Origin of the sequence: Novosphingobium guangzhouense (genome assembly GCF_002896965.1) — a bacterium.
Lineage (GTDB): Bacteria > Pseudomonadota > Alphaproteobacteria > Sphingomonadales > Sphingomonadaceae > Novosphingobium > Novosphingobium guangzhouense.
Map to the genome: position 1 here is coordinate 1 of NZ_LYMM01000062.1, position 18,228 is coordinate 18,228.

Annotated in this window: 19 protein-coding genes and 2 tRNA genes; 11 read left to right on the forward strand and 10 right to left on the reverse strand. The window is 62.0% G+C overall.

What is annotated here, in order from left to right:
* The first annotated feature begins 59 nt into the window (after positions 1-59).
* Entirely contained in the window at positions 60-365 is a 306-nt protein-coding gene (locus A8V01_RS28340) for a beta family protein (RefSeq protein WP_146037341.1), read from the forward strand.
* Positions 366-607: 242 nt separating this feature from the next.
* Here A8V01_RS28340 and A8V01_RS20480 read toward each other — a convergent pair.
* The 4 genes from A8V01_RS20480 to A8V01_RS20495 form a co-directional block, all read right to left on the reverse strand.
* Positions 608-683: transfer RNA gene (locus A8V01_RS20480), tRNA-Lys, on the reverse strand.
* A gap of 29 nt (positions 684-712) precedes the next feature.
* A complete protein-coding gene (gene folK, locus A8V01_RS20485; RefSeq protein WP_103098157.1) occupies positions 713-1,210 on the reverse strand; it encodes a 2-amino-4-hydroxy-6-hydroxymethyldihydropteridine diphosphokinase in 498 nt (165 codons plus the stop codon).
* Positions 1,211-1,264: 54 nt separating this feature from the next.
* Positions 1,265-2,131 (reverse strand): N-carbamoylputrescine amidase, encoded by an 867-nt coding sequence (gene aguB, locus A8V01_RS20490; RefSeq protein WP_103098158.1) that lies wholly within the window; start codon positions 2,129-2,131, stop codon positions 1,265-1,267.
* Between the two features lie 60 nt (positions 2,132-2,191).
* The gene (locus A8V01_RS20495) at positions 2,192-3,052 is read right to left on the reverse strand and encodes a class I SAM-dependent methyltransferase (RefSeq protein WP_103098159.1); all 861 of its coding nucleotides are present in this window, start codon (positions 3,050-3,052) and stop codon (positions 2,192-2,194) included.
* 121 nt (positions 3,053-3,173) lie between these two features.
* Here A8V01_RS20495 and msrA point away from each other — a divergent pair, with 121 nt between their 5' ends.
* Positions 3,174-3,704 carry a peptide-methionine (S)-S-oxide reductase MsrA gene (gene msrA, locus A8V01_RS20500; protein WP_103098160.1) on the forward strand — a complete coding sequence of 177 codons (531 nt, stop codon included), beginning with the start codon at positions 3,174-3,176 and terminating at the stop codon, positions 3,702-3,704.
* A 195-nt stretch (positions 3,705-3,899) separates the two neighbouring features.
* A complete protein-coding gene (locus A8V01_RS20505; RefSeq protein ID WP_103098161.1) occupies positions 3,900-4,976 on the forward strand; it encodes a choice-of-anchor A family protein in 1,077 nt (358 codons plus the stop codon).
* A gap of 87 nt (positions 4,977-5,063) precedes the next feature.
* On the opposite strand, the gene A8V01_RS20510 is transcribed toward A8V01_RS20505, so the two are convergent.
* Together A8V01_RS20510 and A8V01_RS20515 are read right to left on the reverse strand one after the other, a co-directional pair.
* Entirely contained in the window at positions 5,064-6,446 is a 1,383-nt protein-coding gene (locus A8V01_RS20510) for a DEAD/DEAH box helicase (protein WP_103098352.1), read from the reverse strand.
* Positions 6,447-6,625: 179 nt separating this feature from the next.
* Positions 6,626-7,210 (reverse strand): hypothetical protein, encoded by a 585-nt coding sequence (locus A8V01_RS20515; RefSeq protein ID WP_103098162.1) that lies wholly within the window; start codon positions 7,208-7,210, stop codon positions 6,626-6,628.
* A 170-nt stretch (positions 7,211-7,380) separates the two neighbouring features.
* Here A8V01_RS20515 and A8V01_RS20520 point away from each other — a divergent pair, with 170 nt between their 5' ends.
* On the forward strand, positions 7,381-8,820 hold the full coding sequence (locus A8V01_RS20520) for an FAD-binding oxidoreductase (protein WP_103098353.1): 1,440 nt from the start codon (positions 7,381-7,383) through the stop codon (positions 8,818-8,820).
* A gap of 123 nt (positions 8,821-8,943) precedes the next feature.
* Positions 8,944-9,744: a SapC family protein gene (locus A8V01_RS20525; RefSeq protein ID WP_103098163.1), complete on the forward strand. Its 801-nt coding sequence runs from the start codon at positions 8,944-8,946 to the stop codon at positions 9,742-9,744.
* A gap of 263 nt (positions 9,745-10,007) precedes the next feature.
* Here the strand turns inward: A8V01_RS20525 and A8V01_RS20530 are convergent, their stop codons facing one another.
* Positions 10,008-10,970, reverse strand: a complete 963-nt coding sequence (locus tag A8V01_RS20530; RefSeq protein ID WP_103098164.1) for an N-formylglutamate amidohydrolase — start codon at positions 10,968-10,970, stop codon at positions 10,008-10,010.
* 159 nt (positions 10,971-11,129) lie between these two features.
* Here A8V01_RS20530 and cpdR point away from each other — a divergent pair, with 159 nt between their 5' ends.
* On the forward strand, positions 11,130-11,504 hold the full coding sequence (cpdR, locus tag A8V01_RS20535) for a cell cycle two-component system response regulator CpdR (protein WP_103098165.1): 375 nt from the start codon (positions 11,130-11,132) through the stop codon (positions 11,502-11,504).
* Positions 11,505-11,636: 132 nt separating this feature from the next.
* Positions 11,637-11,711 (forward strand) — tRNA-Val (locus A8V01_RS20540).
* Positions 11,712-12,034: 323 nt separating this feature from the next.
* On the opposite strand, the gene A8V01_RS20545 is transcribed toward A8V01_RS20540, so the two are convergent.
* Positions 12,035-12,796 (reverse strand): crotonase/enoyl-CoA hydratase family protein, encoded by a 762-nt coding sequence (locus tag A8V01_RS20545; RefSeq protein WP_103098166.1) that lies wholly within the window; start codon positions 12,794-12,796, stop codon positions 12,035-12,037.
* 155 nt (positions 12,797-12,951) lie between these two features.
* On the opposite strand from A8V01_RS20545, the gene A8V01_RS20550 reads away from it, so the two are divergent.
* Complete coding sequence (locus A8V01_RS20550) at positions 12,952-14,175, forward strand: NADP-dependent isocitrate dehydrogenase (protein ID WP_103098167.1); 1,224 nt, start codon at positions 12,952-12,954, stop codon at positions 14,173-14,175.
* A gap of 91 nt (positions 14,176-14,266) precedes the next feature.
* Here the strand turns inward: A8V01_RS20550 and A8V01_RS20555 are convergent, their stop codons facing one another.
* Entirely contained in the window at positions 14,267-15,115 is an 849-nt protein-coding gene (locus A8V01_RS20555; RefSeq protein ID WP_103098354.1) for a TauD/TfdA dioxygenase family protein, read from the reverse strand.
* Positions 15,116-15,256: 141 nt separating this feature from the next.
* Complete coding sequence (locus tag A8V01_RS20560; protein ID WP_103098168.1) at positions 15,257-15,838, reverse strand: TetR/AcrR family transcriptional regulator; 582 nt, start codon at positions 15,836-15,838, stop codon at positions 15,257-15,259.
* Between the two features lie 98 nt (positions 15,839-15,936).
* Between A8V01_RS20560 and A8V01_RS20565 the strand changes: the two genes are divergently transcribed.
* From A8V01_RS20565 to A8V01_RS20575, 3 genes are all read left to right on the forward strand, one after another.
* A complete protein-coding gene (locus tag A8V01_RS20565) occupies positions 15,937-17,007 on the forward strand; it encodes a PA0069 family radical SAM protein (RefSeq protein WP_103098169.1) in 1,071 nt (356 codons plus the stop codon).
* A gap of 59 nt (positions 17,008-17,066) precedes the next feature.
* Positions 17,067-17,861 carry an enoyl-CoA hydratase/isomerase family protein gene (locus tag A8V01_RS20570; RefSeq protein WP_103098170.1) on the forward strand — a complete coding sequence of 265 codons (795 nt, stop codon included), beginning with the start codon at positions 17,067-17,069 and terminating at the stop codon, positions 17,859-17,861.
* 82 nt (positions 17,862-17,943) lie between these two features.
* Positions 17,944-18,216, forward strand: a complete 273-nt coding sequence (locus A8V01_RS20575; RefSeq protein WP_103098171.1) for a hypothetical protein — start codon at positions 17,944-17,946, stop codon at positions 18,214-18,216.
* Positions 18,217-18,228: the final 12 nt, after the last annotated feature.

Here is an 18,228-nt window from a genome sequence, read left to right on the forward strand (position 1 = left end):
AGTAAGTCCATGTCGATCACTCCACGACCCTCCGACTGGCAGCCGGAAGGCAGGAAAACATGGGTCAATTCTCAGCGGAAACTTATAGCCTTCCCGGGTCACTTCTCAGTGGCAATCAACACGGTGTCTATAAAGCGATTGTCAACAGCGGTGACTTCGCCGGCAAGGGCTTTTCTAGCGCAGATACGTTTATCGCGAACGCAGCAGAGAATCCCACAGCGGGACCAGGCAACTCTACCACTTGGCGGCAGCTCAACACGACGCATCACATTACCCAAGTTGTCAGCGACATCGCGAAGGTGAGGGGCATTTTGATCAAAAATGCCCCGGCATCGGAGGAAATACAGCTTTCAATGTTTGGCTGATGGGGCGGCGCGCAATCGATGATGACTGGTGCCCCATCGGTACCCCGATGAGAGAGCCGTTTTTCACTCGAACCTAAGTCATTGAATAATTGGTGCCGACTACAGGATTCGAACCCGTGGCCCCCTGATTACAAACCTGAGGATCGGATTCGCTCTCAAGCGATTTTCCCCGCCCTGATCCCCCATTGGGACCCACGCTGGAGAAAATCGCAACGCCGTACGGCCTAAGTCTTTGAAAAGACTGGTGAGCCCGACAGGATTCGAACCTGTGACCCGCTGATTAAAAGTCAGCTGCTCTACCTACTGAGCTACGGGCCCCCATTGCCGACGCGGCGTGACGGTCGGGGTCACCTAGGGGCCATGCGCGGCTTGGTCAAGCGGGCACGCAACTGTCTGAGGCTAAAGCCGGTCAAGGGATCGCGCCAGCGGCTTGCGATCTTCACTGCCGGATCAAGCACGAAGCGGCGTTCGCGAAAGGCTGGGTGTGGTATGACAAGGTTTTCAGCGGCGTAGGGCCCGCCGTTCCACAGCACGATATCAAGGTCGAGCACCCGCGCGCCCCACGCATGCCCCACGCGCCGCCGACCGAACTTGTGCTCGATCTTCTGAAGCTTGTGGAGAACTTCCTCCGGCGCACGCTTCGAGCGCACCAGCGCCACCGCATTGGCATAGCGGCGGCGAGAGGGGCCAAGCGGCGCGCTTTCGATCACCGGCGAAGCGGCAAGCAGTTCCAGCTTGCCATGGTCAAGCGCCCGCAGCGCCGCGCTCAGCACGGCACGCGGAGAGCCATGTCGGCGGTGCCGCCTGTTGGACCCCAGCGCCACCAGATAGCGATGCTTGCCCATTACATGCCCCCCCTTCCCGGTCAGATCAGATGCGCAGGCACCCGGATATCCTGCTCAGATGTCCTGAGCGACGCGCGTGTAGAGCTGCGGCCGCCGATCGCGGAAGAAGCCCATGCCCGCACGATGCGTCGCCGCGCGATCAAGGTCCAGTGTGGAAACAAGTACGCCGGTTTCCTCACGTCCGAATTCGGCGATGAAATCACCCCATTCATCAGTGATGAAGGAATGCCCGTAGAACGTCTGCGCGCTGCCGCATTCGGTTTCCGCGCCGATGCGGTTGGCCGCGATCACCGGCATGCAGTTGGACACCGAATGCCCCACCATCGCCCGGCGCCACATCCGGCTGGTGTCGAGCGTGGCGTCATAGGGCTCCGATCCGATCGCGGTGGGGTAGAACAGCAGTTCCGCCCCCATCAGGGCCATGACGCGCGCGCATTCGGGATACCACTGGTCCCAGCACACGCCGATACCGATGCGGGTGCCGAAGACGTCCCAGACTTTGAACCCGTCATTGCCCGGACGGAAATAATACTTTTCCTCGTAGCCGGGGCCATCGGGGATGTGGCTCTTGCGGTAGGTTCCCATGATCTCGCCATCGACGCCGATCATGGCGAGGGTGTTGTAATAGTGGTGACCGTCACGCTCGAAAAAGCTGGTCGGGATCGCGACTTTCAGCTTCGCCGCCAGTGCCTTCATGGCGATCACCGACGGGTGCTCCAGCGTCGGGCGGGCCAACGCGAACAGCGCCTCGTCCTCGGTCTTGCAGAAGTAGGGGCCGGAGAAAAGTTCGGGCGGCAGGATGACCTGCGCGCCCTTCCCTGCCGCTTCCTCCACCAATGCAGAGACGGCGGCGATGTTCTCAGCCTCGTCGGCGGAGCCAAGGGCGAGTTGCAGGGCGGCGACGGTGATCTGACGGGTCATGGCGCCTCAGTTATGGACTGGGCCGCATGAAGTCCAGACTTGGCCGCAGCCGTCACGCAATCAGGCCCGCTTGCGAAACAGCAGGGTCATGCGGTCGCTCTCGCCGATGGCCTGGTACTTCGCCTTGTCCTGATCCTTGAGCGCATACGTGGGCGGCAGCGTCCAGACGCCGTCGGGCCAGTTCGCCGTATCCTTGGGATTGGCGCTGACTTCCGACTTGCCGACAAGGTCGAAGCCGTTGACTTCCATGAACCGGATCACGTCCGCCTCGCGCAGATAGCCCTTCGATCCGTCCGCATAGGAATAGGGCGCATCGGCCTTCGCGCGGTGCTGCTCGATGCCGACGAGACCGCCGGGCTTCAGCAGGCCGCGCATCGCCTTGATCTCGCTGTCGGCGATGTTCCAGTTGAACAGGTTGTGCATCATGCGCGGGATGACGATAACGTCGAACGTGCCCTTCTCAGCCTCGGGGACCGCGTCGAGCGTATAGGCGGCGAATCTGTCGGCCGGCATGCCCGTGAACTTGGCGACATCGGCGGGATACTGGGCGGCAGCCTTGCGGATGCCATCCTGCCGCTCCGCCTTGAAGGCGCCGCTGGTTGGGTCGAAATAGAGCCCGACCAGATGCCCCTGCTGGCCAAGATAGAGGCCAAGGAAGCGAGAATACCACTCCCCTCCCGGCGCATATTCGCCCACCTTCATCTGCGGGCCGACGCGGAAGAACGAAAGCGTTTCTACCGGGTGGCGTGCAGCGTCGCGGGCGCGGTCGTCCTTGCGCAGCGGGCTGGCGGCGGCCAGTTCCAGCAGCGCCTCGCAGCCCTTGCAGGCTTCGACTTTCGCCTCCTTCTCCGCAGCCTGTGCGCAGAGCGGAACGGCGGCGAGGCCGATGAGCGAAGACAAGGTCAGCAGGGCGCGGCGCATCGGGTTCTCTCCACGTGGATTTGAAGCGGGGCCGAGACTAGCCGACATCAGGCCAATGACAAGCGGGCACCGCATACCTATCTAGCGCCCAATCCTTTCGACTTGAGGACATGTAACGACAATGGAAACGGCAATCATAGCTGGCGGGTGTTTCTGGTGCACCGAAGCGGTATTCCGCGACGTGGTGGGCGTGAGCACCGTGGAAAGCGGCTATATCGGCGGCTCGGTGGAAAACCCCACCTACAAGGCGGTCTGCTCGGGCGAAACCGGGCATGCGGAGGCGATCAGGGTCGCTTACGATCCCACGGTGATCTCTTATGCCGACATGCTCGACGTGTTTCTCGGCACACACGATCCGACGCAGCTGAACCGTCAGGGCAACGACATCGGCACGCAATACCGTTCGGCCATCTTCCCGCTCGACGATGCCCAGCGCGAAGAGGCATCTGCCGCCATCGCGCGGTGGAATGCAGAACACTCCGGCGAAAAGGCGGTGACCACGATCGAAGGGCCTGCCACCTGGTATCCGGCCGAAGACTACCATCAGGAATACTGGGACGGCGAAGGCCAGCGCAATCCTTACTGCCTTGCGGTGATCCCGCCCAAGCTGATGAAGCTGCGCAAAAGCTTCCAGAACAAGGTGAAGGCCTGAAGCAAGCGCCCCGCCCTCTTCCACCGAAGGAAGCAGGCGGGGCGGTTCTTTTGGGAAGTTCTTCAAATTTCGTAAATTGCCGAGTAATTGCCCCCTGCTGTTCCATGCAGGGACAGTGCAAAAGCCGTCCTTCCAAATTCTCTAAGTAAATATACTGGTCCCGGCGTCACTTCACGCCATTTCGGGACACACGCCGTGGCTTCCATCCGTACCGTTTCGCTTTCGCTGGCCGCCATGGCCGCCGCCCTATCCGCCACCCCGCTGCTGGCGGATTCCGGCATGATCGCGGGTGTCGACGTCCTCAAGACCTGGAACCTGGTGGTGCTGGGCGACCTCACCTCGTCTTCCGAAGTCGAAGGACGCACCTTCGTCGGCGGCAACCTCAACGGCAATTCGTCGAATTACCAGATCCAGGCGATCCCGGCATCGAGCACCGGCACGCCGGGCCTGACCGTGGTGGGCGACGTCAACGGCGGCGCGAAGAACCTGAACAACGGTTCGGGCGCGGTGGTCGGCGGCAACGTCAACAGTGGGCTCAACCTCAACGGCGCGGCGCAGACCGTGCTGGTGGGTGGCTCGATCAGCAACACCAACGTCAACAACAACACGGTAACCTCCGGACTTGCCTCGGGTGATCCGTCGTTCACGCAAAACCTGACGCAGCAGGCCAGTCTCATCGAAACATCGATGACCGGCCTCAGCCATGACATGAGCACGCAGACCGCCAACAGCCAGCTGTCGATCAGCGGCAACCGCGGCACTTTCGACGCGCAGCCCGATTCGAACGGTGTTGCCGTGTTCAACATCTCCGCCGCAGATCTCGACAAGATCGGAGAGATCCAGTTCAACCTCAACGGTGCGGACACTGCGATCGTCAACGTTTCGGGCGGATCGATCACCCTGAACGACAACTTCCTGGGCGGCACCCAGAACCTTGGCGAACATGTGGTCTGGAACTTCTACGAAGCAAAGGATCTGTCGCTGTCCACGGCATGGGGCGGATCGGTGCTGGCACCCTCCGCAGCCGCGACCACGGGAAACTACATCCAGGGTTCGGCAGTGTTCGGCAGCCTCGTCCAGAACGGTGAAATGCACGTGGGAACCTACACCGGCAACTACACGCCCACGCCGACCGATCCGGGCACGACGCCGGGCGGATCTTCTTCCTCGGGCGGAACGCAGGTGCCTGAACCGGGAATGTTGGGCCTGCTGGCCGCAGCGGTGGGCGGTCTGCTGTTCGTGCGCCGCCGCCGGGCGACTACCGCCGCCTGAACGCAGCAAGAGGGCAAACAAAAAAGGCAGGGGGAAGCCCCTGCCTTTTTTTTGTTGTCGCGCACCGCCTGACGGCGGCGTCACAAATCAGTTCAGCGCCGAAACGCTCAGGAACGCGGGCACCGGACCGTTCCAGCTGCCATCTTCCTGCGTGTCCACGGCATCGCGGCGACGGCCGCGGCGTGGTTCCTCGACCCTGGGCTCTCGGCGCGGTGCGCGCTCTGCACGCTGTTCGGCGAAAGTTTCGCTCTTGGCTTCAGCGCGCGGCTCACGCTTCGGCTTCTCATCGCGTGCAGGCCTGGACCTGCTCGCACGGGCCGGCTTCGCCTCGACGGCGGTTTCGTGGTCGGCCTCTGCAGCAAGCTCGTAGACCGGGATGGCGCCGCCGGTCAGCTTTTCGACGTTGGCGATCGCTTCGGCATCTTCGGGCGCGACGAACGTGAACGCGCGACCCGATGCACCGCCCCGTCCGGTGCGGCCGATCCGGTGGACGTAATCGTCCGGGTGCCAGGGCGTATCGAAGTTGAAGACGTGGCTGACGCCCTTCACGTCAAGGCCGCGCGCGGCAACGTCGGACGCGCACAGGATGCTGATCTCGCCCGCCTTGAAACGCTCAAGTTCGGCATTGCGAGCGGGCTGATCCATGTCACCGTGAATCTCGCCGGCAGAGAAGCCGTGACGCTTCAGGCTCTTGGCCAGTTCGCGCACCGTCGTCTTGCGGTTGGCGAAGATGATGGCGGTGCCGACATTGTCGGTACGCAGCAGCTGGCGCAGCGCCTCACGCTTCTTGCGCGCGGAAACCATGACCTTGTGCTGGGCGATGTTGGTGTTGGTGGACGCCGGACGCGCCACTTCGACATACTTGGGGCTGGTCAGGAAACGATCGGCCAGCTTCTTAATCACCGGCGGCATCGTTGCCGAGAACAGCAGCGTCTGGCGATTGGCCGGAAGCTTGGAGCAGATCGTTTCGATATCGGGGATGAAGCCCATGTCGAGCATGCGATCAGCTTCATCGATGACCAGCAGTTCGCAGCCCGTGAGCATGATCTTGCCACGTTCGAACAGGTCCATCAGGCGGCCCGGCGTGGCGATCAGCACGTCGACACCGGCGGACAGCGCTTTCAGCTGGTCGCCCATCTGCACGCCGCCGATCAGCAGCGCCATCTTGAGGTCGTGATTCTTGCCGTACTTCTCGAAGTTCTCCGCCACCTGCGCAGCGAGTTCGCGCGTAGGTTCAAGGATCAGCGAGCGCGGCATCAACGCGCGGCGGCGACCATGCCCCAGGATGTCGATCATCGGCAGCACGAAGGCAGCGGTCTTGCCGGTGCCGGTCTGGGCGATGCCGATCAGATCCTTCATCATCAGGACCGGTGGGATCGTCTGTGCCTGGATCGGAGTCGGCTCGGTATAGCCCGCAGCCTCCACCGCTTGCAGCAATTCGTCAGACAGGCCGAGATCGGCAAAGCTCATAGGCGTATGGTTTTTCCGGAAAAATTTCACGTAAAGCAGCGGCATGAAGCCGGGGCGGGGCGAAGCGCCGCCCGCGACGCCTGCCGCGCGACAGCGGGCCATTTGCGGAAAAAGGCGGGAAAGTCAAGGAAATCCGCTAGGAAAGGCAAGTTCGGCCAACGCACGCCCGTCGCTCGCCCTTAGTGGTCCTGCTCCACCAGCTGCCGAATTCGGGTCAGCGTGCAGCTCATCCCGCTGCGAGACAGCAACGTGTCACGATCGACGCAGAGCCGCCCATCCTCGTTACGCTCAATCAGGAAGCCCGAATAGAAGTCCCGGGCACGGCAGGAGCGGGCCAGTTCGGCACTGACAACCTTGCGATCGCGCATGAACAGCAACAGGCGGTTTCCGCGATCCGGCCGCACGCTGACGATGCCCGACGCGGGAAGGCAGTTGCCCATTTTCCGCTCACTGAACTCTGCCGAATTGTCAGTGGGCATGCCGAAGAACATGTCCGGCATCGGCACGGCCGAAGACCGTGGTGAAACGCGGATTGTCATGCGCTGCTCGATGCGAACCTGCCACGCATCCTCGGGCGCGACTTGGGGCAGCAGACTGATGGCGAAAGGTGCGTCTGAGGCGGCCATTCCCACTTCCACCGGAGGCCAGAGCCCCGCCGTCGCCGGATCGCCTTGCCCGTCGTCTGCCCGCCGCACGCCGTCGTCACCCCCTGCCGCCGGCAGCAGCAGAAGGAACGGATACAACAGGGCGGAAGCAAAACTCATGTCGTCTTTCGTATCCCCGGAATCGACCCGCACAGCGATGCCGACATGTCCGCCTTACGGCAAGAGCTTGAACCGACGCTTAACTTATCAATCGTTGCCCGGCTCGGCGCCATCGCAAATATCGCGCGGCGATGGTGAAACGCCCGGCGGCATGTGCCATATCGCCGGAGATGACCGACACCGCAGTTCCGCCCCCCCTCGCCTCTTTCATCGAAAAGGCCGCAGCCCTGCTCGGCCCGCGCGGACTGACGACAGACCCCGAACTCGTCGCCCCCTGGCTTACCGACTGGCGCGGGCGCTTCACGGGCCGTGCCTGCGCCCTGGCCTCTCCCGCCAATGTCGAGGAGGTGTCTGCGCTCGTCAGGCTCTGCGCCGACCATGGCGTGCCCATCGTGCCGCAGGGTGGCAATTCAGGCATGTCCGGCGGCGCCACTCCGGATGACAGCGGCACCGCCCTGCTGCTGTCGCTGCGCCGCATGAACGCCATCCGCGACATCGACACCGAATCGGGCCGCGCAACCTGCGAGGCCGGCGTCATTCTCCAGACCCTGCACGAAGCAGCCGAGGCACAGGACTTTCGATTCCCCCTTACCCTTGGCGGCAAGGGCTCCGCCACCGTAGGCGGACTGATCTCCACCAATGCCGGCGGATCGCAGGTATTGCGCCACGGATCGATGCGCGCGCTGGTTCTGGGACTGGAGGCCGTGCTGGCCGACGGGCAGGTATTCTCACAGCTCACCCCGCTCAAGAAGGACAACCGGGGCTTCGACCTCAAGCAATTGCTAATCGGGTCGGAGGGCACGCTGGGCATTGTCACTGCCGCAACCCTGCGCCTGCTGCCCGCCGTTGCCGAACGCATGGTGATCTGGGCTGGCGTTCACTCCCTGCCTGCCGCCCGCGCGCTGCTGCTCCACTGCGATGCCATGGAAGGCGAGGCGCTCGAAGGTTTCGAAGTCATGCCGCAGGCCAGCATAGATGCGGTCGTCGATCATCTCCCCACGGCCCGGCCGCCGCTGGAAGGACGCCATGCCTGGCACGTGCTGATCGAAGTCGTCGCCGATCGCACCGGGGTCGACACGCTGCGCGATCGATGCGAGGCGATGATGGCTGAAGCCTTCGAAAAGGAATTGGTTGAAGACGCCGCGCTTTCCGCCAGCGAGGCTCAGGCAGAGGCGTTCTGGCTCATCCGCGAGACCGTTCCTCCCGCAGAGCGCGCGCGCGGCCCTGCGGTCCAGCATGATATCTCCGTCCCGGTCGAATCCATGCCCGCCTTCGTCGAAACCACCGCCCCCATGCTGGAAGCCGAATTTCCGGGCACCGAGGCAATCGCCTTTGGCCATCTGGGCGATGGTAATGTCCATTATCATGTCATCGCGCCGGGAGCTTCCGACGCCAGCACCTGGAATGCCACGCAAGGCAAGGCGATCAGCCGTCGGGTGCACGATCTCGTCACGCAATGGGGGGGATCGATCTCGGCGGAGCACGGCATCGGGCAACTCAAGCGCGATGAACTGGCCAGGCTGGGCGATCCGGTGGCCTTGTCGATGCTGCGCGCAGTGAAACAGGCGCTCGATCCGCGGGGTCTGCTCAATCCCGGCAAGCTGGTCTGACGCAATCCGGAAACAGCCCGCGTCGAATCGCCGGATATGGGCAGGTCTCGTGCTTGCGCGGTCGCCGCGCAGCCTCTAAAGCCACGCGCTTCCAAGACTGACCACCCCTCGCGGAGAGTACCCATGGCCAGCGTGCCTCAGAATCCTGCACTGCCCTTGTTCTACAAGGACCTGATCCCCCTCAACTCGCAGCAGCACGCCAACTGGAAGACCCGTTCGACCGACAAGGCGACCTGGCTGGCCGGCATCAACTCGGTTCCGCTGACGGTCGAGGAATTCCCGCAGGCACAGCGCAACTTCCCGATCGTGTTCACCGCCGGTGAAAACCCGATCCCGCTCGTGCTCATGGGCATGAATGAGGGCACCAACGTGTTCGTCGACGAAGACGGCACGGTGAACACCCCCATCTACATCCCGGCTTACGTGCGCCGCTATCCGTTCATGCTGGCCAAGCTGCGCCAGGATTCGGATGAGCTTTCGCTCTGCGTCGACCCGACCAGCGACCTCGTCGGCGAAATCGAGGAAGGCGAGCGCCTGTTCACCGAGGACGGCCAGGCCAGCGAAACCACCACCGGCATGCTCAAGTTCTGCGAGAACTTCGAGATCGCGGGCAACAAGACCGCCCAGTTCATGGCAGAACTCCAGAAGCACAAGCTGCTCATGGACGGCGAACTGAACATCGACGTCGGCGCCGCGCAGCCGTTCAATTATCGCGGCTTCCAGATGGTAGACGAAAACAAGCTGCGCGAAGTGCGTGGTGACGTTCTGCGCCAGTGGAACCAGAACGGCCTGCTCGGCCTGATCTATGCGCACCTGTTCTCGCTTGAACTGGTCCGCGAAGTCTTCGGCCGTCAGGCCGCACAGGGCAAGGTGCCCAACTTCACGCCGCCGGCCGCCCCGGTCGCAGACGACGTGAACGCCTGATTCACCTTTGAAAGGCGGGAGTTATGACACTTTTGTCACACTCCCGCCCCATTCGATTAGCGTGACAGATAGTTCGCTGGACATTTCTTATACGTCCTGCATGACGAATCGCTTGAATGTTGAATCGGGTAAGCCTATGCAGGCCTTACCCGACCGGCGCTACCCTCATGGCCCGTTCGGGTTGGTGCACTTCGTGCACCTCCTCCCTGAACCTTGGCCACCTCGTGCATCGCACGAGGTGGTTTTTTAATGCCTATCGGGATTTACTCGGCTGCAAGCGGCCAGTCCGGCCCGGCTGCATCGCGCGCCTGCCTCTCACCCAGTTCGGCCACGATCGCCCCCAGCCGGCGCACCAGCCCGGCCAGATCTTCTATCATCCCCGCCATATCCCCAGATGGTTCGACCAGTGCCGAATCGAGATAGCGGCTACGATCGATTTCGATCTGCAAGGCGTGGATTCCTCCGCGCGGATCTGCATGGCGTTCAAGCACGTAACCACCCGCGTAAGGCCGGTTGTGCGCCGCCTCTCGCGCAACCTGCGCGAAATGCGCAAAGGCCGATGCAACGATACTGCCACTGCTGCTCGCTCCGAAGCGATCGCCGACGACGACTTGCGCGCTCGCCACACCTGGCGCTGACGGCAGCGGCGGCATCGAATGGAGATCGATCAGCAATGCCGCCCCCCAGTTCTGCCGCAAACGCGCAAGCTCGCCTGCAATAGCCGCGTGATAGGGTTCGTGAACGCCGGCGACGCGCTCCGCAAGATCGACGGGGCCCAGGCGCCGCCGCCACAGGTCTCCAAGCGCCGGCAGGCGGCGGGGTATCAGCCCCAGCCCTCCGCGCACGCGGCGACTTGGCGCTGGAGCGCCCGCGGGTCGCGCATCGCGCGGAAACATGTCCCAGTCGACATCGTCAGGCGCACGGTTGAGATCGATCATGGCGCGCGGCGCGTTGGCCACGATCAGACTTGCCCCCGTAGCCTGCGCGACACCGCGCGCCATGAGATCGACATAGCGATCTTCCAGTCGCAATGCCGCAGCAGCACCGTGCCGCAGATCGGCAACAAGGGAGCGCGGATAATGCCGTCCACCGTGAGGCGCCGCGATCAGGACCGGAAGAACGGACGGATCTGCTTCTTCAAGGAAGAACGCCGGAACACTGGGAGCGCCCGGAATCCGACCGCCTCCTTCACCCTGCGAATCATTCTCACCCAACTGTTCGGCCATCCTTCAAAGCTGTGCGTTTCCCACCGCCGTGTCAAAGCGTCCCGTTACCGGTCACCTCTGAATAGGGACAGGAAATATAAACGCTTACCCTGTATGCCTACGGACAGACACGCGCCGCTACAGACGCTAGAAGACAACGCACAAGACTGGACACCAGCGATGATCCGCATCCTGCTCGCCGAAGATGATGACGCAATGCGCACTTACCTTGCCCGTGCGCTGCAGAACGCGGGCTACAGCGTCGTCGCCGTCGATCGCGGAACCGAGGCGATCCCTCACCTCAAGAACGACGATTTCGACCTGCTGCTATCGGACATCGTCATGCCCGAGATGGACGGGATCGAACTTGCGCAGAAGTGCGCGGAAATTTCGCCCTCGACCAAGGTGATGTTCATCACCGGCTTCGCCGCCGTCACCCTGCGCGCCAGTCGTGAGGCCCCGCAGGCCAAGGTGCTGTCCAAGCCCTTCCATCTGCGCGATATCGTGATGGAAGTGCAGCGCGTCTTCGGCCTTGCCGAGCACGCGACACTCTGAACGAAATTTTTTCCAAAAAGGCACTTGCCAGCCCAAACAACCGCAGCTAGAGGGCCAGTCCTCCGGCGGGGACACTCACCGGGGCGCTCGAATGGAGACCTACGGTTTACCGCAGGAAACCATGAATGGAATGGGCGTATAGCTCAGTGGTAGAGCACTATGTTGACATCGTAGGGGTCGCAAGTTCAATCCTTGCTACGCCCACCATTCCAGAAACCCCGCCAGTCTTCGGACCAGGCGGGGTTTTTCTTTGAGGCTTCTCATGCCTTGATCTTGGAATTGCCTCGCGCCACATCGCCTCGTCCGAACCGCGTGGTCGCAAAAGTGCGCCCTGCCCTTCAACGCCCGACCTGCAGCACCACCGGGTCCAAACTTCTATATTGCCGATGCTATGGAACAATTGGCAGAACTGAGTGCAGGAATTCACGCTCAAAGACTGTTTGAGAATACGCCTGACGGCACATCGCAGCACCGGCTCTGAAATCGCTTTTCCGCGATTTCTCAAACGGTCTTTAAGCCCTGACCTGGCTTTAGCGGCCTTTCCAGACCGGAGCGCGCTTCTCAGCAAACGCCCGGGCACCTTCCGTAGCATCCTCCGAGCGGAATACCGGCTCGACGTGCGCCCTCTGATGCTGGTTGAGCCGGTCCACCTCCCAAAGCCACGAATCCCGCACGATAGCTTTCGATGCGCCAACGGCCAGCGGGCCGTTTGCCACGATGCGCTGCGCCAATTCGCGCGCGGCATCGATTGCGGGCCCATCAGTCATGCGATTGATAAGGCCCAGTTCCAGCGCCCTTTCAGCACCGATCGGATCTCCCGTCAGCGCGAGTTCCATGGCCAGTGCCCGGGGCAGAAGGCGCGGCAGCTGGACCAGCCCACCTCCTGCCGCAACAAGCCCCCGCTTGACTTCAGGGATACCGAAGCGTGCATTTTGGTTCGCGACGATGAGATCACACGCCAGCGCCAGTTCGAAGCCCCCTGCCAGTGCGGGGCCGTCAACCGCTGCGATGATCGGCTTGCGCGGGGTCCAGGTACAGATACCTCCGAACCCACCGCGCGCGTCCACCGGCAGCTCTCCGCGCAGAAACCCTTTGAGATCCATACCCGCACAAAAGCTGCCGCCTGCGCCCGTAAGGATAGCACACCGCAGGTGATCCGATGATTCGAGTTGATCCATCGCTGCGGCGATTGCCTCTGCCACTGCCTTCGTCATGGCGTTGCGCTGCTCAGGCCGGTTGATAGTTACTTCCAGCACGCCGTCACGGTCGGCCAGCAACACTTCCTCACGCATCCTGCTCTCCTCGCCTGTACTTAGTGACAGCCGCGGAGGTGACCCGGCCTGCAAAGCCGATATCCGCCCTGTCATACCCCAGTCTCGGCCTTGCCATGCGTCGCAGCGGTGCCTAGAGACTGCGGCAATTCTCACCCCAGGGGAGTCCCTTTAGAATGGCAAAGATCAAGGTTGTGAACCCCGTCGTCGAAATGGACGGCGATGAAATGACCCGCATCATCTGGCAGTGGATCCGCGAGCGTCTGATCCTCCCCTACCTCGACATCGATCTCAAGTATTACGACCTCTCGGTCGAAAAGCGCGACGAGACCGAAGACCAGATCACCATCGACGCTGCCAACGCCACCAAGCAGTATGGCGTTGCCGTCAAGTGCGCCACCATCACCCCGGACGAAGCGCGCGTCACCGAATTCAGCCTCAAGAAGATGTGGAAGTCGCCGAACGGCACGATCCGCAACATCCTGGGCGGCGTCGTCTTCCGCGAGCCCATCGTGATCTCGAACGTTCCTCGCCTGGTTCCGGGCTGGACCGACCCGATCGTCGTCGGCCGTCACGCGTTCGGCGACCAGTACAAGGCAACCGACACCCTGATCCCCGGTGCCGGCAAGCTGCGCCTCGTCTGGGACGGCGAGAACGGCGACAAGATCGACCTCGACGTGTTCGACTTCCCGGCTCCGGGTGTCGCCATGGCGATGTACAACCTCGACGAATCGATCCGCGACTTCGCCCGCGCCTCGTTCAACTATGGTCTCAACCTCGGCTGGCCGGTGTATCTGTCGACCAAGAACACGATCCTCAAGGCCTATGACGGCCGCTTCAAGGATCTGTTCCAGGAAGTGTTCGACAACGAAGGCTTCGCCGAGCAGTTCAAGGCCAAGGGCATCGTCTACGAGCACCGCCTGATCGACGACATGGTCGCATCGGCGCTTAAGTGGTCGGGCAAGTTCGTCTGGGCCTGCAAGAACTACGACGGCGACGTGCAGTCGGACACCGTCGCGCAGGGCTTCGGCTCGCTGGGCCTGATGACCTCGGTCCTCCTCTCGCCCGACGGCAAGACCGTCGAGGCCGAAGCTGCCCACGGCACCGTGACCCGTCACTACCGCCAGCACCAGCAGGGCAAGGCGACCTCGACCAACCCGATCGCCTCGATCTTCGCCTGGACGCGCGGCCTTGCCTATCGCGGCAAGTTCGACAACACGCCGGACGTTGTGAAGTTCGCCGAAACCGTTGAGCGCATCTGCATCGAAACCGTCGAAAGCGGCAAGATGACCAAGGATCTGGCGCTGCTCATCGGCCCGGACCAGAGCTGGATGACCACCGAGCAGTTCTTCGAAGCGATCGTCGAGAACCTCGAAGCTGAGATGGCCACCTGGGCCTGATCGCTTCCAGCTGAATAGAAAGAGGCCCGCCCTTCGTAAGAGGGGCGGGCCTTTTCTTTTGTGGCATCTTCGTTCGGGGAGGAGGGGAACCTCAGTCGAAAGTCCAGGGTTCCTCGCCCTCCAGCTTGGTGCGGTGCATCATGCGACCGCATGTGGGATCATAGGCCTCTGCACGGTGCATCGTGCCGGTGTTGTCCCAGATCACCAGATCGCCCACCGACCATTCGTGGCTGTAAGTGAATTCCGGCCCCGTCGCCCATTCACGCAGCCCATGAATGATCCGCGCGCTCTCCAGATGATCGACGTCCTGAACATGATGGCAGGTACAGCCCAACACCAGCGACTTTCGGCCCGAGGCGTGCTTCCACACCAACGGCAGCACCTTTTCACCAATTCCCTGCATGACCTTCAGCTTGGCAAGGCTCGGCTCCGGTTCGTAGTAGAACAGCGAGGCCCATGGCCCATGCACTACCCGCAGGTCGTCGTAGTAGGCCTTGTCCTCGTCCGACAGATCTTCATAGGCTGCATATGTATTCGAGAACCCGGTATTCCCGGTGCCTTTCGGACTAGGCACCTTGCAGGACAGCAAGGAGGCCAGGATCGGCACTTCGTTGCGAGTGCCATCGATGTGCCAGTAAAGCGATCCTTTGAGGTATTCGGCGCTGGCCGGGTTTTCCTTCACATCCAGCGTGATCTTGCTTGGCCCCCCGTCAGGGCCTTCCGGCGCATAAGCGCCGAGCGTCTTGGTAAAGGCAATCTGCTCCGCATCGTCGAAGTTGATCTGCGGGAAAACCAGGATACCTCGCGCCTCAAGCTCTTCGCGAAGCTGAGCGGCGAGTTCACCTGAAAGCAGTTCCTCTTTCGTGTTGAGGATGCGGCTGCCGATCTTCGGCTTGATATGCTCAGCCTTCAGCTGGGCGGTTGTGGTGGCGACCGTCATGGCCATTTCTCCCAAGGATACCGTATGAGAACGCTGTTACCACGTTCTTCGCGCGGGATCGGTAGGAATCAAGCCGACTGTCGCACCCCACCCCGCGCAAAGCCGCAATCAGCGCCCGCGCGGTATGTGGCCGGACCGTGATCAGGCCGCCAGCTTGTCCAGCCAGCCTTCGACAATACGTATTGCCTCAGCATGGCCGGTCTTCACGCCAAGCCCCTGCTCCATCACCACCGCACGGCCGATCCCTGCAAGAACGACGCTGAGCCCGGCGGCATCAAAACCTTCCAGGCGCTCCAGCTTGTCGCCAAGCATATGCTTGAGGATTTCGACTTGTCGCGCACGCATCTCTTCGCTGTGCTGCGCCATGTAATCGCGCACGGCGGGGCGGTGGTTCGCCAGTGCCATGAACTCAAGCGCCATTGCAACGCGGCTTGTGTCGATAAAGAAGCTCCAGAGCGCACGCAGCGGCTCGTCAGAGGCCAGCGCCTCCTCGATCATGCGGTCGCTTTGCGCTGCACCTTGCCGAGAAACCTCAACCAGCAGGTCGTCGGTCGTCGGAAAATAGTAATGAACCAGCGACGGCTTGAGCCCTGCTCGCGCGGCCACCCGCCGCGAACTTACGGAGGCGTAGCCTTCTTCCCGGATCAACTGATTGGTGGCCTCAACGATTAGCGCCCGCGTAGCGGACGTTTCTGCTCCGACCCTGCGCGTTGCGCCTGCCATGATATTCCCCTTTCATGCCCGCCTAAGGGTGCAGCGCAGCAAGATCAACCTGCGAAGCCCACATTGACTTTTGTTCTTATTCTGTTCACGCAAGGCATATGAAAGTGATCAAGGGCAGAGGGGCGGTAAGCGACGCGGCAAGCATGCGTTTCAACCTGCCTGCGCGAGAGGTAGACGGCGATTGGCTGGATGCGATGGAAACCGTCGATGGCCGCTCTCGTCCCCCGACGACCACCGTGACTGAGGAGCACCCGCGCTCGATCCTTTCGTTCAACAAATCGCCCGATGTCCCGTTTGATCGGTCCCTCAATGCCTATCGAGGCTGCGAGCATGGGTGCATTTACTGCTTTGCCCGCCCTACCCACGCATATCACGACCTTTCGCCCGGTCTTGATTTCGAGACGAAGCTGTTTGCCAAACCTGCCGCTGCCAGGCTCTTGCGCGAAACACTGGCGAAGCCCGGCTATAGACCGACACCAATCGCAATGGGGACCAATACCGACCCCTATCAGCCGATCGAGGAACGCTACCGCATCACCCGCGAAGTGTTGGAACTCTGCCTCGACCTGCGCCATCCGGTGACGATCACCACAAAGTCCGACCGCGTACTGCTTGATCTGGACGTGCTTGAACAACTGGCGCAGCGAAACCTTGTCCATGTCGGCATATCGATAACCAGCCTTGACCCGGTGCTGTCCCGGAAACTGGAACCACGCGCCGCCTCTCCGGCCAAGCGTATGGAGGCACTGGGGCGGCTGGCAGCAACAGGCGTCCCAGTGCACGTGTCCATCGCGCCTGTCATTCCCTCGATAACCGACAGCTTCATGGAAGCCATCATTGAAGATGCCGCCGATCGGGGCGTACGTTCAGCATCATGGATCGTCATCCGCCTGCCCCACGAAGTCGCACCGCTTTTTCGCGAATGGCTCGACACGCACTTCCCCGAACGCGCGGGCAAGGTCATGGCGACCATTCGGTCCATACGTGGCGGACGAGACAATGATCCCAACTTCTTCACCCGGATGCGTCCTGAAGGTGTGTGGGCCGACCTGTTCCGCCGCAGGTTTCGCGTAGCCGCCACAAGGTCGGGGATGACGGGCGTGCAAGTCGACCTCGACTCCACGCAGTTTCGCCGCCCATCCCTCGACGGACAATTGTCACTTCTCTAGACAAGGATGATTACCTGGAGGCGACTGCGCAATCCGGCCCGAAGCATCTAGCCTGCAGTATGGCCAATCCCATTCTTGTAGACCGCCGCGATGCGGTGGAAACCGTCACTTTAAACCGACCGGACGCGCTCAACGCCTTCGACGAGGAACTGACTTTCGCGCTGCGCGCCTATTTAGCTGCCTTGCCTCAAAGGCAAGATGTGCGGGTAGTCATCCTGCGCGCAGAGGGTCGCGCCTTCTGCGCAGGGCTGGATCTGGCTGGCTGGATAGACGACGGATCACAAGGGAAACTCCAGCACTACTGGCGATTGCAGCGCTCGCTGAGCGGATTGCTCGAACTGATGCGGGCGTGCCCGCAGCCCATCATTGGACTGGGTCATGGTGCGGCCTGCGGTGCGGGCTTTTCACTCCTCCTGGCGAGTGATGTACGGTTGGGTGCGCCGGATCTGCGAATGAACGCGGCATACATAAAAGTTGGTCTTGGCGGCTGCGATCTTGGATGCAGCTATTTTCTGCCCCGGCTGATCGGCGCCTCCATCGCTTCGGAGTATATGCTGACCGGCCGTTTCATGTCTGCCGAGACAGCATTATCGTGCGGTCTTCTCAGCCGGATCCTACCCGCAGAGCACCTGCTGGACGCCGGACTGCAACTTGCAGCAGAGATGGCGTCCAATTCACCGATGGGCCTTAGGCTCACCAAAGACGCGCTTAATCGCAACCTTGGCGCGCGATCCTTGTCAGACGCAATGGCGGTGGAAGATCGGCAGCAGGTAATGATGCTGATGTCCGAAGATTTTGCGGAGGGCGTGACTGCATTCCGGGAAAAGCGCCCCCCTCACTACCGCGACCGCTGAGCCTGCGTCCGGTCTCGCGAGCAACCGAGGGCAGCATCACGCGTTGCTCCTGCCAGAAAGCCACAAGGAACAGGAGCTCTCAATGGCAGAAGAAACCGTCACAACCGAGCACCCCACGAACACGGCACCAGGTCACACCACGACCATCATTCGCGAAAGCCGGTCGACTGGCGGCGGCACGGGAATCGTAATGGCGTTGGTGCTGCTGGTCGCGATCGTCGGCGGTATTTACCTGTTCAGCCAGAACAGCGAAACAGCCAAGGACAATGCCATCGCCAACGCAGCGAACGATGTGGGCGCGGCTGCGACCAAGGTGGGCGATGCTGCGCAGGACGCTGTGAAGACCGACAAGTAAATCACGAAAGCA